Source organism: Acinetobacter sp. XS-4 (genome assembly GCF_023920705.1).
GTDB lineage: Bacteria > Pseudomonadota > Gammaproteobacteria > Pseudomonadales > Moraxellaceae > Acinetobacter.
Genome location: NZ_CP094657.1, coordinates 603,998 through 619,505 on the forward strand (window position 1 = coordinate 603,998; position 15,508 = coordinate 619,505).

The 15,508-nt window shown below is 39.7% G+C and carries 14 protein-coding genes and 1 riboswitch; of the genes, 6 read left to right on the forward strand and 8 right to left on the reverse strand.

Annotated features, from left to right (window positions below; genetic code table 11):
* Nucleotides 1–131: 131 nt before the first annotated feature.
* Complete coding sequence (locus MMY79_RS02985; protein WP_252611894.1) at nt 132–1,934, reverse strand: acyl-CoA dehydrogenase C-terminal domain-containing protein; 1,803 nt, start codon at nt 1,932–1,934, stop codon at nt 132–134.
* Nucleotides 1,935–2,225: 291 nt separating this feature from the next.
* Entirely contained in the window at nt 2,226–2,603 is a 378-nt protein-coding gene (locus tag MMY79_RS02990) for a hypothetical protein (RefSeq protein WP_005309618.1), read from the reverse strand.
* 132 nt (nt 2,604–2,735) lie between these two features.
* Between MMY79_RS02990 and baeS the strand changes: the two genes are divergently transcribed.
* The gene (gene baeS / locus MMY79_RS02995) at nt 2,736–4,394 is read left to right on the forward strand and encodes a sensor histidine kinase efflux regulator BaeS (RefSeq protein WP_252611896.1); all 1,659 of its coding nucleotides are present in this window, start codon (nt 2,736–2,738) and stop codon (nt 4,392–4,394) included.
* A 21-nt stretch (nt 4,395–4,415) separates the two neighbouring features.
* Entirely contained in the window at nt 4,416–5,102 is a 687-nt protein-coding gene (locus MMY79_RS03000; protein ID WP_003655179.1) for a response regulator, read from the forward strand.
* A 71-nt stretch (nt 5,103–5,173) separates the two neighbouring features.
* Here the strand turns inward: MMY79_RS03000 and MMY79_RS03005 are convergent, their stop codons facing one another.
* The 3 genes from MMY79_RS03005 to MMY79_RS03015 all read right to left on the reverse strand — a co-directional run bounded on the left by MMY79_RS03005 (nt 5,174) and on the right by MMY79_RS03015 (nt 8,535).
* Nucleotides 5,174–5,755, reverse strand: coding sequence for a L,D-transpeptidase family protein (locus MMY79_RS03005; RefSeq protein WP_252611900.1), 582 nt, complete (start codon nt 5,753–5,755; stop codon nt 5,174–5,176).
* A 65-nt stretch (nt 5,756–5,820) separates the two neighbouring features.
* A complete protein-coding gene (locus tag MMY79_RS03010; RefSeq protein WP_252611902.1) occupies nt 5,821–7,263 on the reverse strand; it encodes a protein adenylyltransferase SelO family protein in 1,443 nt (480 codons plus the stop codon).
* A gap of 99 nt (nt 7,264–7,362) precedes the next feature.
* Nucleotides 7,363–8,535, reverse strand: a complete 1,173-nt coding sequence (locus tag MMY79_RS03015; protein WP_252611904.1) for an acyl-CoA desaturase — start codon at nt 8,533–8,535, stop codon at nt 7,363–7,365.
* Between the two features lie 208 nt (nt 8,536–8,743).
* Here MMY79_RS03015 and MMY79_RS03020 point away from each other — a divergent pair, with 208 nt between their 5' ends.
* On the forward strand, nt 8,744–9,277 hold the full coding sequence (locus tag MMY79_RS03020; protein ID WP_252611906.1) for an META domain-containing protein: 534 nt from the start codon (nt 8,744–8,746) through the stop codon (nt 9,275–9,277).
* 27 nt (nt 9,278–9,304) lie between these two features.
* On the opposite strand, the gene MMY79_RS03025 is transcribed toward MMY79_RS03020, so the two are convergent.
* The 3 genes from MMY79_RS03025 to MMY79_RS03035 all read right to left on the reverse strand — a co-directional run bounded on the left by MMY79_RS03025 (nt 9,305) and on the right by MMY79_RS03035 (nt 12,627).
* Nucleotides 9,305–10,018, reverse strand: a complete 714-nt coding sequence (locus MMY79_RS03025) for a glycerophosphodiester phosphodiesterase family protein (protein ID WP_252611908.1) — start codon at nt 10,016–10,018, stop codon at nt 9,305–9,307.
* 73 nt (nt 10,019–10,091) lie between these two features.
* Nucleotides 10,092–10,670 carry a cob(I)yrinic acid a,c-diamide adenosyltransferase gene (locus MMY79_RS03030; protein ID WP_049838110.1) on the reverse strand — a complete coding sequence of 193 codons (579 nt, stop codon included), beginning with the start codon at nt 10,668–10,670 and terminating at the stop codon, nt 10,092–10,094.
* A 94-nt stretch (nt 10,671–10,764) separates the two neighbouring features.
* Nucleotides 10,765–12,627 (reverse strand): TonB-dependent receptor, encoded by a 1,863-nt coding sequence (locus tag MMY79_RS03035; protein WP_252611910.1) that lies wholly within the window; start codon nt 12,625–12,627, stop codon nt 10,765–10,767.
* A 35-nt stretch (nt 12,628–12,662) separates the two neighbouring features.
* Nucleotides 12,663–12,870: riboswitch (cobalamin riboswitch) on the reverse strand.
* Between the two features lie 126 nt (nt 12,871–12,996).
* Here MMY79_RS03035 and MMY79_RS03040 point away from each other — a divergent pair.
* The 3 genes from MMY79_RS03040 to MMY79_RS03050 are packed head-to-tail and all read left to right on the forward strand — an operon-like array spanning nt 12,997 to nt 15,389.
* Complete coding sequence (locus MMY79_RS03040) at nt 12,997–13,665, forward strand: phosphoribosylanthranilate isomerase (protein ID WP_252611912.1); 669 nt, start codon at nt 12,997–12,999, stop codon at nt 13,663–13,665.
* Nucleotides 13,640–14,869 (forward strand): tryptophan synthase subunit beta, encoded by a 1,230-nt coding sequence (trpB, locus tag MMY79_RS03045; RefSeq protein ID WP_002116129.1) that lies wholly within the window; start codon nt 13,640–13,642, stop codon nt 14,867–14,869. Before MMY79_RS03040 ends, trpB begins: the two co-directional genes overlap by 26 nt.
* A gap of 10 nt (nt 14,870–14,879) precedes the next feature.
* A complete protein-coding gene (locus MMY79_RS03050; protein ID WP_252611915.1) occupies nt 14,880–15,389 on the forward strand; it encodes a DUF1543 domain-containing protein in 510 nt (169 codons plus the stop codon).
* The last annotated feature ends 119 nt before the right edge of the window (nt 15,390–15,508 follow it).

The following is a 15,508-nucleotide window of genomic DNA, read 5'->3' on the forward strand; positions in this document are numbered from 1 at the left end:
AGATATCCTGTAAAGCGAAATGGATATGGAATTTAAAGTGTAAATTTATCATTGATTTTATAAAAAAAGGACCGTCAAAACTGAGCAGTCCTTTTTTGTTTTTTAACATTGCATATCGCAACTAACTATGGTTAGAAAGCGAAATGTTCAGCATCTAATGACATCAATGGATCTAGACCACCTGCAATCACATCAACATGTGAGCGAACACGTGGCAAGATTTTTTTGAAGTAGAAGCGAGCAGTCGTAACTTTCGCATTGTAGAAATCAACATCGGTCGTACCTTCGGCCAATTTCTCTTGCGCTACAAGTGCCATGCGAGCCCATAGATACGCTAAAGTGATATAACCTGAGAAGTAGAGGTAATCTACAGCAGCAGCACCTACTTCATCTGGGTTTTGCATTGCGCGCATACCAATTTGCATGGTGAGATCGCCCCATTCTTTGTTAAGAGCTGCAAGCGGCTCAACAAATTCTTTCATGGCAGCGTTGTCTTTATTTGCTTCAACAAATTTGTGAACCATTTTTGTAAAGTCTTTCAGCATTGCACCTTGAGTTTGCAATACTTTACGGCCTAACAAATCAAGTGCCTGAATTTCAGTTGTACCTTCATACAAACATGCAATACGTGTATCACGTACGATTTGTTCCATGCCATGCTCAGAAATAAAGCCATGACCACCGAAGACTTGAACACCATGCTTAGCAGATTCAGAACCTGTTTCAGTTAAGAATGCTTTTGCAATTGGAGTCAATAAAGACAAGATGTTGTCAGCAAACTTACGCTCTTCTTCTGTTTCGCCTTTTTCAACGATGTCAGCATATTGAGCAAGTAAGTAAACAAGTGCACGGCCGCCTTCAGCAAACGCTTTTTGAGTTAAAAGCATGTTACGAACAGCAGGGTGAACGATAATTGGGTCTGCATCTTTTTCTGGAGCTTTTGGACCAGAAAGTGAACGCATTGCTAAACGTTCTTTTGCGTAAGTTAACGCGCCTTGGAAAGATGATTCAGATGCTGCTAAACCTTGAACAGCAGTACCAATACGTGCTGTGTTCATGAAGGTGAACATACAGTTCAAACCACGGTTTTCAGGTCCGATCAAGTAACCTTTAGCTTGGTCAAAGTTAATGACACAAGTCGCGTTACCATGAATACCCATTTTGTGTTCGATAGAACCACAACGGACTGCATTACGCTCGCCCACAGTACCATCTGCATTTACATGGAATTTAGGAACGATGAATAATGAGATACCTTTGGTGCCTTTTGGTGCACCTGGTAGGCGAGCAAGAACGATATGGATGATGTTCTCAGCCATGTCATGTTCACCAGCAGAGATAAAGATTTTCTCGCCAGAAATTGCATAGCTACCGTCAGCATTTGGTTCTGCTTTAGAGCGGATAATACCTAAGTCCGAACCTGCATGAGATTCAGTTAAGCACATCGTACCTGTCCAAACACCTGAAACAAGGTTTGGTAAATAAGTATTTTTTTGTTCATCAGAACCATGATGTTCTAATGTACGTACAGCTCCGTGAGACAAGCCAGGGTACATACCCCAAGACCAGTTTGCTGTACCAACCATTTCAGAAATTGCAATACCTAAAGAGTTAGGTAAAGCCTGACCACCGTATTGTTCTTCTGCTGATAAAGACGGGAAGCCAAGTTCAATATATTTTTGATAAGCTTCTTTAAAGCCTGTTGGAGTGGTAACTACACCATCATTCCAAGTACAACCTTCGCGGTCGCCAACTTGGTTTAAAGGAGAAAGTTCATTTTCACAAAAGTCTGCCGCAGCTTCTAAATATTGATCAACCAATTCACGGCTTACGTTACCTTGGAAATCAGGTAATTTTGCATAGTGTTCTTCAGCATTTAATAATTCATGCAAAACGAATTGCATATCACGTAAGGGCGCTTTGTATTGTGGCATATCGGGTTCCTCAATACTGGTGAAACCAGAGTTATAATCTTAATCTATGAGAATGTGCCATGAGGCACCTTGGACTATTACATCGTGCAACAACTTGCATAACTGTACAAGCACCTCAGGACCTTTACTTTGTGACTGCAAAGTCAAGAAAAAAATACTTAAACTATGTAAGTGCTTTGAGTGTAAACACTTTTGGTTATGTTTATATGATACAAATAGTCAAAATCGTAAACAGTTATGTATAAACAAAAAGGCGCCTAGAGGCGCCTTTTTGTTTCTTAGTTTTTAAAATTATTTTGCTTGAGCTGATGCAGGAGCTGGAGCGTTAACTGGTGGTTGAGGGCGTTTTGGTTCAAAACGAAGGTTACAAGTACCTTCAAGTGTCTTATCGCCAACTTGAACATTTACTGCTTGTCCGTTGGCCTTGCCATCACATGCCTTTTGGATTTGTTCAAAGCGAGCTTGACGTTCAGCACGGTGTTGTTCCCATGCTGCTTTTTGCTCTGGTGTGAACTCACGATGTTTCATTCGGTGGTGGCCTTCACGTGGGCCATCTTGCATCATGCCACGCTCAGGTTTAGGCGGTTGAGTTGTTGATTGACACGCCGCTAAACTTCCCATTGTTACAATTGCCGCACTGAATAATGCAATTTTTGCCGTCATTTTCATATTTAAAGCCTTTTAATGTTGTGTTTACCGATGCCTTAAAGATTAGATAATAAAGATGTAGAAACAATGGAGAGTTTTTCTTTTCGTTGTTGGTTACAATGCCAAATATAGGGTAAAAATGAGAGAGTGCTTTTGAACGTTCTACGTGTTCCCATTGCATTACGGTTATTTTTGACAGTCTTGCTCACCACATTGCTTATTGCGACTGCAAGCTTGAGCGTTTTACATTGGACAATGCAAAAGAACTTTGCCAAATATGTGGCCGACGTTGAAATGCAGAAGCTCGACCGCCTTATTACCAATCTGGGCAATGTCTATACGGTGTACCATGATTGGGGGAATGCGATTCAGGCACAGATTTTACAAATTGAAGGAACCGCGGCTCCCGATGACTACGATCGTCTCTCACAGTGGTGGCTTCGTCGTCAATATGACATTGCGATACAACAGCATTCTTTCGATGAACATGCCCTCATTAATATTTCACCTCAAGTGGCGCCGACAAATAAAAATACTATTTTTAGTGATGAAGAGCTAAGAACGCTTGAGAAAAATTTACCCTCTCAATATCAACCCTTTGAAGGGCTAAGATTCCCTTTAAGTGCAAACCAATTTCGCTCAAGTGATGATAAAAACAAGTCAAAGAAGGGGAGCTTAAAAGATATTGAAACTCAAAATGGTAAGAAGCGTTTTATTGCTTTGCCCGACCGTTTGGGTTTAAGTTCTCGTTTATCTTTATATGATGCACGGCACCAGTTTGTTGTGGGTGAACCGCCTTCTTCAGATCAGATGTCATTTCGCCCGATTATCTTAAACAATCAAGTGGTTGGATATTTAGGTTTAAAACCTGTTTTAGATAAAGAAGATGCTTTGAGTATTAATTTCTTTAGTAATCAAAAGCGCTATTTACTCTTAATTTATGCTTTAACTTTACTTTCAAGTTTAGTTGCAGCGCTATTAATGGCGACTTATTTTAAAAAGCCGATTCAGCGTTTATTAAATGCAACTAATGAATTAACGAAAGGAAATTATCAACATCAAGTGGTTATTAAACGAAATGATGAATTGGGCGATTTATCAACTCAATTGAACCATTTGGCAGAAATTTTACATCAGCATGAAGAGTCGCGACGTCAATGGGTAGCAGATACTTCTCATGAGTTAAAAACGCCGCTGGCAGTATTACAAGCACAAATTGAAGCAATGCAAGACGGGATTCGAAAAGCGACTCCTGAACATCTAGATGCAATGATGCGTCAGGTTTCAAGCCTGAAAAAATTGACCCAGGACCTTGCAGACTTGGCACAGGCAGATGCCCAGCAGCTTAAATGTTATTTGAGTTCTATCAATCCATGGGAAGTAGTATTGCAGGAAGTAGAAAACTTTAAACCTAAACTTGAGCAGGCTGGTCTCGAAATTCAGGTTGAAGGAACAAGTTCTCCGCTATTATTAGACCGTGATCGCTTTAAACAGATTATTGTTAATTTAATTAGTAATAGTATTCGTTACACAGAAACAGGTGGCAAAATTCATATTCATACGGCTCAAACTCCGCAGGAGTGGACTTTGTATGTTGATGACAGCCCATTTGGTTTAAACGATGAGCAGTTATCCCGTTTAGGTGAACGTTTCTATCGCGTAGATGATTCGCGTACGCGTAGTACAGGTGGAACAGGGCTAGGCTTGGCTTTGTCTTGTAAAATTGCGCAGGCGCTTGCTGGTACACTCAGTTTTGAACATTCACCGTTAGGTGGTTTACGTTGTGTGCTCACTTTTAAAAAGCAGAGTTAAATATAAAAGGAAAAATATCTCATGAAACATGTGATGTTGGTTGAAGATGAAGTCGAATTAGCGCATTTAGTGCGTGATTATCTTGAAGCTGCCGGTTTTGAAGTAAGTATGTTTCATGATGGTCAAGATGCCTATGCGAGTTTCCAGCAACGTAAACCTAATTTAATGGTTCTGGACTTAATGGTTCCACGAATGGATGGTTTGACCATTTGCCGTAAAGTTCGTGAACAGTCAGATTTACCAATTATTATGGTCACTGCCCGTACAGAGGAAATTGACCGTGTATTAGGTCTCAACATGGGCGCTGATGATTATGTATGTAAACCATTTAGCCCAAAAGAGTTAGTTGCTCGTGTACAGGCAGTTTTACGCCGTTTAGAGCGGAAGGCAGAACCTGAACAAAACGATTCTTTTCGAATTGATAAAGCGCAGCAAAGAATTTGGTATCAACAAAAATCATTGAGCTTAACGCCAACCGAATTTCGCTTACTTGAGCTATTTTTAGAGCATGTAGGGCAAGTATATTCACGTGCACAATTATTGGATCATATTAATCCAGATAGTTTTGATGTTGCCGATCGTGTAATTGACAGCCATATCAAAAACTTGCGCCGAAAAATTAGTGAAGCGGCTGAAACTGGTAACCGTCATGAATGGATTCAAGCTGTTTACGGTGTAGGTTACCGCTTCGAATATCCTGAAGAGTAAAACACAGGCGAAAGTTATTCTGTGGATAACCACAATGTTATCCACAGAAAATGTGGATAGTTTTAAAGATTTTATGGATAAATAGTAATCTTCGTATGATTTGGTACGAATTGCCAAATCTCATCTATATCTGCATTTCTAACTGCAATACATCCTAATGTCCAATCTTTATGTGGCATATAAGTCGAGCTAAAAGGCATAGACAAAAAGGATTTTGGAACTGATCCATGAATCATGATATCTCCACCTGTTGGTTGATTATGTTGCTTGGCATAAGCAATATCTTTCGTATCGGGATAGGAAATATGCAACGATTTATAGTACGCACTTTGTGAATTGCGCCAATCTATAGAATAGACCCCCTCAGGTGTTTTTCCATCATTTTCAAAGTGTTTATGTCCTTTGGGATTAAAGCCAAGACGTATAGGATAACGACGAATCACATCCTGATTACTCTTGAGCAGAAGTATGCATTGACTTTTAAACACTTCAATTGAGGTGACGGGCTTTGTCTTGATGAGTTCTAAGATCTCTTTATTTGAAAGCGCTTGATGGCTTGGCGTAAAAGTTGGTAAATATTTTTCATAATTATAAAAAGCGATTCCGAGTGGAACTATAAGAAGTGTACAAATAATGATAGGTCTAATTTTCATATATTATTCTTTGATGTTTAAGAAACTCTCTTAAGTGACTTAAGAGAGTTTTAGTTTTTAAAGTATTAAGAAGAACAGCTGACTGCTACGTCTGGTACGTCACTTGGTAACGGACCTAAATCTTGTGGCTGTTCCAGCTCTGGTTGTCTTGTATATGGCTGATCAAGCAGCTTAAACAAGCGGTCTACTTCGCTAAAATCATCACGTTCCGCAGCTTCAATAGCACGCTGAGCCATGTGATTACGTAAAATATAAATCGGATTTGCTTCCTGCATCTTTGCATCAAGTTCATCAGTATCTTGATGTTCACGAATACTTTGATATTGGCTAAGAAACTCATCAAACTGTCGAAGATCAAGGCAATCATCTCGTAGAGTTTTATATTCTTTATTTTGAAGTCGGATAAAGCTCTGAGTGTAATCGAGTTGTTCAGTTTGTAAGATTTTTAAAAATGCAAAACTACAATCAAGACTGTCTTTATGGAAATGGGGAAGTCCCATTTTTTGACATAAACCAGTTGTGTAATGTTCAATAAAAGTTGGTTCAAATTGTTCTAAGCAACGCGCTAACTCTTCTTTGAACTGATCCTTTTGTTCAGGTTCAGCAAGTGGAATTAAGTTGTTTAACCACGTCCATAAATTCCAATGGCCTATGCTTGGCTGATTTTGATAAGTATAACGACCTTGGTAATCTGAGTGGTTATTAATCCAGTTCGGACGGAAGCGCTCCATAAAACCATATGGACCAAAATCGAGTGTTGAACCTGTAATATTTAAGTTATCGGTATTCATCACGCCATGAGCAAAGCCAACCAATTGCCATTTCGCAATCATGATTGCAGTACGTTCAATTACCTTTTTGGCAAAGGATAAAATAGGTTTCTCTGTTTCTAGGCACTCAGGGTAATGCCATTCAATACATTTTTGAGTGAATTCTGGCAGCAAATCTGGAGCGTACTGATTAATCCATTCAAAATGTCCTAAACGGATATGACATTCAGATGTTCTGAGTAGCATTGCACCCAATTCTAGTTTTTCACGCTGTACCCCTTGAGTAGAGGTCGTAAAACCTATCGCGTGACTAGAAGCAATCCCTAAAGCATTTAAAGCATGTCCAGCTAGATATTCGCGGATGACAGAACGCAATACTGCGCGTCCATCTCCCATTCTTGAATAGGGTGTTGGGCCAGCACCTTTTAGATGTAGATCTATGGTTTGACCTTTTGTATTGAGTATTTGTGCAATCAGTAAGCCACGACCATCACCGAGTTGTCCTGCCCATTGTCCAAATTGATGGCCAGCATAGACCATCGCCAGAGAAGGGAATTCAGTGAAAGTACGCTGTCCGCTACAGATTTCAACCCATGCATTTTTTTCCTCCTCTGACCATTGCAGTTCATCTGCCAAAGCAGTATTGAAATGGCCTGCTTTTGCACCACGTAAAGGTGATGGCTGCTGAACATGAAATAATTTAGAAGGAAGTGAAGAGTAGAGCGGATTAAATTGCATGGGCTTGGCAAAATAGAGAGAGCGGATTTCACTATACCATAGTTAAAAAGCAGGCATAAAAATAGCTCCCGAAAGAGCTATTTTTGATCAGAATTTATTTTACTCAGACACCACGTTGGTATTCTTTTTAACACTACGCATAAGTGTTTCTAAACATTCACGGTGATGACTTAGACGGTGTTCAAGCAATTGAAAATCAACTTTAAGCTTGTGATCCATTCTATGAATCTTTTCAGCCATTGCTGCTTTTTTCACTTGTAACTCTTGTTCTTTAAGTTTTGCCCAATCATTTAAAGTATGGGTAAATGCTTCGTACTCTTGTGCAATACGTTGCTTCATTTGACTAATGTCAGCATTTACATCATGACCATAGATAGCAAGATCTTGCTCGGCATATTTAAACTTCATCGCTAGTTCTGCTTTTTTAATATTAAAGCTTGGAATACGACGTAAATTTTTAGCTAAACCAAGTTTAGAACAAGACCAAATCAACCATTTTGTTGGGTCATATTGCCACCATTTCACACCGTTACGATAATCGTATTGGAAGATATGGTGATAGTTGTGGTAACCCTCGCCCCAAGTGGCGATAGCTAACCAGAAATTATCACGTGCCGAGTTTTCGTCTGTATAAGGACGTTTACCAAACATATGACAAAGTGAGTTAATAAAGAAAGTCACTTGATGGCTAATGATTAAGCGTAAGAGACCACCAATGAGGACTACACCCCATAAATCGCCAGTTGCCCAACCAATTAAACCTAAAATTCCAACATGAACTGCAACTACGAGTAAACCGTAGTATTTATGCTGGAACATAACCAATTTATCATTGAGCAAGTCAGGTGCATTTTTAAAGTCAGGCTCAGATGGTGAATGATCGCGGATCATCCAACCCATATGGGCATACCAAAAACCACGCTCAATTGAATATGGATCTTCATCAACATGATCAACATGTCTGTGGTGAGTACGGTGACCAGATGCCCAGAACAAAATACTATTTTGTACGGCAAACGTTCCACCGATCATTAAAAGAATTTTAAGCGGTAACGACGCTTCGTAAGCTCGGTGAGCCCACAGGCGGTGATAACCAGCAGTAATCCCCATACTACTTAGAGCTAAAAGAAAAAATAAGCTTACCCATGCGCTTACACTAAAATCATAATAATACGCGTAAATCGGGATTATTATTGCGGCAAGAATTGGTAAACCAATTAAGGTAATGCTAGCGGTCCAGTTAATTGGGGCTTTGAGTGGGGCGGAAGTCATATCCGGCAGCGCTCCTAGAATCCTTGTTAGACAAGGTACAAAGACAAAACGACATAGCAAAACCAATCATCAAGATATATTGCTATTCTATCCTTCATATTAGCACGTGCTTAGTGAGAATCACTAACATTATTGTACAGATGTATTGAAAGAACGGTAACAGATTTAAACTATGTCACAGAGTTTTTCAAGTAGGAGAAGTTGTTTAATGAACGTACAACGATTGAAAAAAAAGAACAGCATTGATATTGCAAGAAAATTATCATTGAAGTGTATCTTGGTCACAATCAGTCTTGTATTAGCAGCATGTCAAAGTGCACCCGATCAAAATACAAAAAAAGTTCAAACAAAAAAAACAGTTCATCATGTTCAACCTCCTGTTGTAAAAAAGAGAGTGAGTCCTGATGGCATTCAAGATATTGATTGGCAGATTACTCAAGTCAGTGGCCATAAGGCAAAATTCTTTACACAGTGGCCAACTCTTTCTCTAAATTCTGCGATCAAAACCGTATCAGGCCATACTGGCTGTAACGGAGTTTTTGGTCGATATACATTTGATTTTAGCCAGCAAAAACTTGATATGCAGGTTAATGCAGGACATTTAAGTTGCGATGGTGCTTTAGCTCAAGAAGCAGAGTTGGTGGATGCTTTACAACGTATTCAACGCTTCCAGTTAGTGGGTAATACTTTATATCTGCTCGATCAGAGTGGGCAACGTCTCATTCAGGCGCAAAAAAAATAAAAGGTGGTTTTACCACCTTTTTTATATTTATAGAACTTGTAACATTGTAGTTGGAATATCTGTAATTAGCCCTTGTACATCTAAATCTCTGAGCCTTTTTGCTCTTTCTACATCATTGACTGTCCAGACACTAATATTTAAGTCGGCCTGTTGTGAAAGCTGAATCATTTCATCTGTTGCGAGTTGATCGTGCCACCCAATATGACAGCAACCATATTGATGAGCGAGTTCAATTGCTGTTGCTCCAACTGGAAGCTCGACTAACAATCCACGTTTGAATTGAGAGTTTATATCACGTAAGGCAGTTAAAATCTGAAGATCAAAACTTGTGATAGTGACGACTTTCTCAAAACCTTGTAATTCGGTCTCAAGTTTTTGAACAATTTTTTCTGCTAAAACCATGTCTCTTACAGCTTTCACTTCCACTTCAATATGATCGAAGTTATCAAGTAAATTTAAAACGCCTGTGAGAGTTGGTGTTGGCTCTGAATTTGGCCAGTCAGGCCAGTTTTGACGATGATCAAATGACAACACTTGAGCCAAAGTGGATTGCTCAACAATTTGGTCGACTCCGGCTGTACGTAAAAAATTATCATCATGGATTACGACCAACTCTTCGTCTTGAAGCTGACGAATATCAAATTCGACACCACGAATACCTAAATTTTTTATGTGCTGAAACCCACCTAGTGTATTTTCAGGAGCTTCTTTGCGTGCACCACGATGACCAATAATGCGCATAATTTTCTTCTATCAAGTATTTTAATGATGGTCTCTTCAAAAGAGTAGAGACCATGTTTAATCTAATCTATTTTTAAATAATCTCATTAATATTTTTTTGCCAAAGCACTTCTTGTCCACCTTCAGCACGTTGTAAAGCACGAGATGCAACAAACAACCAGTCAGATAGACGGTTTAAAAGTTGAAGCGCGGTGGTTTGAATGTTTTGATCACGTGTTTGTACCGACAGTAGAGATCGTTCCGCACGGCGACAAACTGCACGGGCTTGATGAGCATAACTACAAGTTAAAGAGCCAGATGGCAGAATAAACTCTTTAAGCATCGGTAAGTCTTCATTCATACGGTCAATTTCTTTTTCAAGAAATTCAATACAAACAGGTTCAAGTAAATTGTAGTTTGGAATACAAACCTCTCCACCTAAATCAAAAAGCCAATGTTGAACAAGGCTCAGACTTTTGTCCCAATCGGCTTTGTTGGTCACTTGACTCGCTGTGATTTGAGCGCGAAGTACCCCAATAATGGCATTAAGTTCATCGACATCACCAAGTGCTGCAATTCGTAAATCATCTTTGGCAACACGAGAGCCATCGCCTAAACCTGTTGTGCCTGAGTCGCCTGTGCGTGTATAGATCTTGCTTAAACGGTGTCCCATGGTGGATATCCTGAACATAAAAAAGGGGATAATGTCGGTCAGAACATTACCCCGAAACTGGAGTTAAGAAAATATTTTTATAATAAAGTTTTGCTTAGTAGCTTAAGGTCACACCAGCTGACGCAAGGCGGCCGCCGTTGACATAATAGATACCTTTGTCATAGGAAGCAGTTTTATATTTCACATCACCTAAATTTTGGATATTAGTGAAGAGTTTAATGTTTGGCGTAGCATTCCAGTAACCATTAAAGTCAACAGTCGTATAGCCCGGCGTATCTTGGTTGTAGTCCTTTGCTTTAGATTTAGCAGAAAGAGAAACGCTCAATCCGTAATGTTCGTTTTGTAAACCTGTACTTAAGGTAAAGCTTTGACGAGGGCGTCGTGATAAATCTTGATCTGTTTCATCATTGATGGCTTTAACATAGTTATAAGATGATTTAATAAATAAGTCATCTTTAGTCCAGTTTGCATAAACTTCGCCACCGCGCATAGATGCTTTGTCGATATTAATATTTTGATAAATAGGGAATGTATTTACCCAATCGCCATTACATACAGCTATACAGCGTGATTCAATTAAGTTGTCAATTTTAGTGTAATACGCTGAAAGTCCAGTTGAAATGTTGTAGTTTAGCTTCTGATCTATACCGACCTCATAAGAAATACTTTCTTCTGGTTTTAGGTTTGGATTACCCCCAGAACCATACATGTCATTAAGGGTAGGTGCTTTGAAAGCTGAACCAATGTTGGCATAGATACTTGTCAGTGGTAAAAGTTGATAACGGATAGCACCTTGTGCAACTGTATGTGTACCATATTTTTGGTTATCTTCTACACGAACACCAACTTGAGTGTTTAAACCATTATTTTGATATTGGTGCTGTACAAAATAGCCTGTGCTATTAACGTCTTCATCGTAAGGTGAGCCATAAGAGAGTACATCGCCATCAATATTTTGATGAGTTACGCCTGCCAATACATTTTGAGATGAGGTGAATTGCCATTTGCCGTAAACCTCTGCTTCTTTTGTCGTACTATGTACAAAATCACTTGAACCATTTTGATCAAGTTCATCTTTAAATTGAGATAATCTTGCATTTATAGAAATATCAGAATTAAGATTTACACGACCACGAATATTAAGTAATTCATTTTTGAAATCTTGAGAAGTCAATGAACCATCATAACGAAAAGTATCGTATTGGCTTGTTCCTTCATTTTGTGTGTAGTCAACAGATGCCCCGAAATCTTCTTTTTCTACCCCAACTTTAGTACTGAAGCCTTTTTGATCATAAGAGGCTTTTTTAATGTCATTACCTTTTAGATCAGTGATACGTGAACCGTCAGACTCTAAACGTTGACCGCGAACTTGCGCATAAAATCCGTTTTCGGCAAGATCTGCGCCTACAATCGATTTATAAGTTTTATTTTCGCCAATTTCGCCTGTTACAAATGCAGAAGTTTTTTCTGGAGTCTTTGAAATAATTTGTACAACACCACCAATAGCATCAGTACCATAAAGAACTGATGCTGGTCCTTTCAGAATTTCAATTTGTTTAATATCTGTGGTATCAATAAATGCAAGATTTGCTGCACCAGTTGAGGCAGTGTTCAGACGTGCGCCATCACGTAAAATCAAAGCATGCTCAGAATTAGTACCACGAATAAAAATTGAAGATGTTTGCCCTAAGCCACCACTTTGCACCATATTAATAGCTGCATCACTCATTAATAAGTGTGGTAATTCAGCAATAGGTGACTGTTCTACAATTTTAGGTTCAATAATAGAAATCCGCGCCGGAACTTCGCTAGCTTTTTCCGCACTTTTTGATGCAGTGATTACAATTGGATCAAGTTGAGTTGCGTTCGTTGTATCTTCAGCAAAAATAACAGGTGAAAACCCCATCGCAATAGCGATAGCCCCTACCAGACGAGTAGGTTGAAAAGACTTAGACATAACATGCTCCATACATTCACCCCACGTGAATGATCGGGTAGATAGATGAAACAAGTAGGTCTCCGGACTTCAGCGCCATATTCATGTTATGGACATATTCACCTTCCCACATTACTGCAGTGGCGTAAGTCGATATCGACTTAAAAAATATGCTTTACATTGTTACCGTTGCGGGGGCAGTGCCGGACTTTCACCAGCTTCCCTAAAGCATTAATTGCTTACACTTGCTTCCAATTTTACGCAGTATAAAGTGGCGATTTATTTCATACAATGTCATTTGGAGCAATTCCCAGAGAACTTTTACGCAAGGGGCAAAAATTGCATTACAATGGCGCTTATTTTAAGAAATGGTTGTAGTTTAGGCAGATCATGAGCCCATCAAACCAAAAACGTACACGAGCAAAAATCTGTGGAATTACTCGCATTGAAGATGTTCAGCCAGTTGTTGCTGCTGGAGCAGATGCGATAGGTTTTGTTTTTTTTCCGCCAAGTCCAAGACACGTGACAGTTGCGCAGGTTCAAGAATTAGCAAAAGTAATCCCACCTTATGTACAAATGGTTGGTTTGTTTGTTAATGCAAGTGCTACTGAAATTCAGGATGTACTTGATTGTGTTCCCCTAGATGTATTACAACTACATGGCGACGAAACTCCAGAACAATGTCAGGAAATAGCTCGCCACTGTAAACGTCGCTGGTATAAAGCGATTCAGGTTAAACCTGATCTAGATGTAATTGCTGAAATTCAAAAATATCAGGCAGCTGGTGCCAGTGCTGTATTGCTCGATGCTTGGCATCCTGAGCTTAAAGGGGGCACAGGACATCAGTTTGACTGGTCTAAATTTCCAAAACTTGATATTCCTTTAATCTTGGCAGGTGGTTTAACCCCTGACAATGTCATTGACGCTATTCATACTACCGGTGCTTTTGCAGTAGATGTGAGCGGAGGCGTAGAGTCCGCAAAAGGTATAAAAGACCAACAACTCATTGAACGATTTATGCAAGGAGTCCAACGTGGATCAGCAAAACAATGTGATTGACTATACACAGTACCCAGATGCTGCAGGGCATTTTGGTATCCATGGCGGACGTTTTGTGTCAGAAACTTTAATGGCGGCATTAGAAGATTTAGAAAATCTTTATTCCCGCATGAAAAATGATGAACAGTTTCTGGCAGAATTCGACCGCGATCTCGCCTACTATGTAGGTCGTCCTAGTCCACTTTATTATGCTGAGCGATGGTCAAAAGAGTTAGGTGGTGCGCAAATTTATCTTAAACGTGAAGACTTGAATCATACAGGCTCACACAAGGTAAATAACACGATTGGTCAGGCGTTATTGGCAAAGCTTTCTGGTAAAAAACGTATTATTGCCGAGACTGGTGCTGGGCAACATGGCGTGGCAACTGCAACGATTGCAGCACGTTTAGGCCTTGAGTGTGTTGTTTATATGGGTGCTGAAGACGTTAAGCGTCAAGCCATGAACGTTTATCGTATGCGTTTATTGGGAGCGACTGTTGTACCTGTACAAAGTGGTTCTAAAACGCTCAAAGATGCCATGAACGAAGCAATGCGTGACTGGGTAACCAACGTTGATACGACGTACTATGTGATTGGTACAGTTGCAGGCCCACATCCATATCCTCAACTCGTTCGTGACTTCCAGTCGATTATTGGCCGTGAAGCGCGCAAACAGATTTTGGAGCAAGCAGGTCGCTTACCTGATGCATTAGTTGCATGTGTGGGTGGCGGTTCAAATGCAATGGGCTTGTTCTATCCGTTCTTAAACGATGCCAATGTGAAAATGTATGGTGTTGAAGCAGCTGGTTTTGGTATTGAAACTGGTAAACACTCTGCGCCACTAAATGCAGGTCATGTAGGTGTATTGCACGGTAACCGTACCTACTTGATGAGTGATGAGCAAGGCCAAATTATTGAAACGCACAGTATCTCAGCGGGCCTTGATTATCCAGGTGTTGGCCCTGAGCATAGCTTCTTAAAAGATATGAAGCGTGTAGAATACGTGCCGATTAATGATACAGAGGCTCTACAAGGTTTCCGTGATTTAACCAAAATCGAAGGAATTATTCCTGCGCTTGAAAGCTCGCATGCGATGGCTTATGTCTCTAAGCTTGCGCCAACGATGTCTAAAGATCAGATTATTATTGCGACTGTTTCAGGCCGTGGTGATAAAGATTTAATGACAGTTGCACGCATTGATGGCGTAGAAATGGTCGAGATGTAAGAGAACTATAATGCCAAGCTTGTTTATGGTGATGTTAGGTGGGCGTCATGCACGCGCTAATACAGAAGTTCATGATGTTGTCATGGCGGTAGGAGATACTTTGGAAGAAGTTTATCCTCAACTTAAACAGGCTTGGTTTGGTGAGGCTCAAGGATTACATATTGATGCTTGGGCCAAGCTCTCTGGAGTTAGCTCTCAAGGGAAAAGTTATCAAATTCATTTTACAGATGCTGCTCCACAACCAGATGATTTAAAATTATATTTAATTAATCTGGGCGGATATAATGCTCGTGAATTCGGTGAGCTTCACCGTTATGAGTTTGTAGTTGCACCAAATGCTGTCATTGCAAAACAATTAGGTAAACAATTTATAGATCAACAGTGGCAAAAAGCACACACAGATCGAGTCATTGATATTGATGACTGCTTAGCGATAGATTGTGTAGCAGGGCGCTATATTCATTTAATAAAAGGCGATTTTGCTGCAACAATTTGGGAAAATACGTATTTAATTGTCTAATTTTTCTTAAAAAAAGCTTAAAGATAAAAAGAAAATATAAAAAGTTGCTGATTCCATGTACAGCTCTCTCAAATCACAACTTTTTTGTAGCACTATTTACAATTCATCTGCTTAAACTA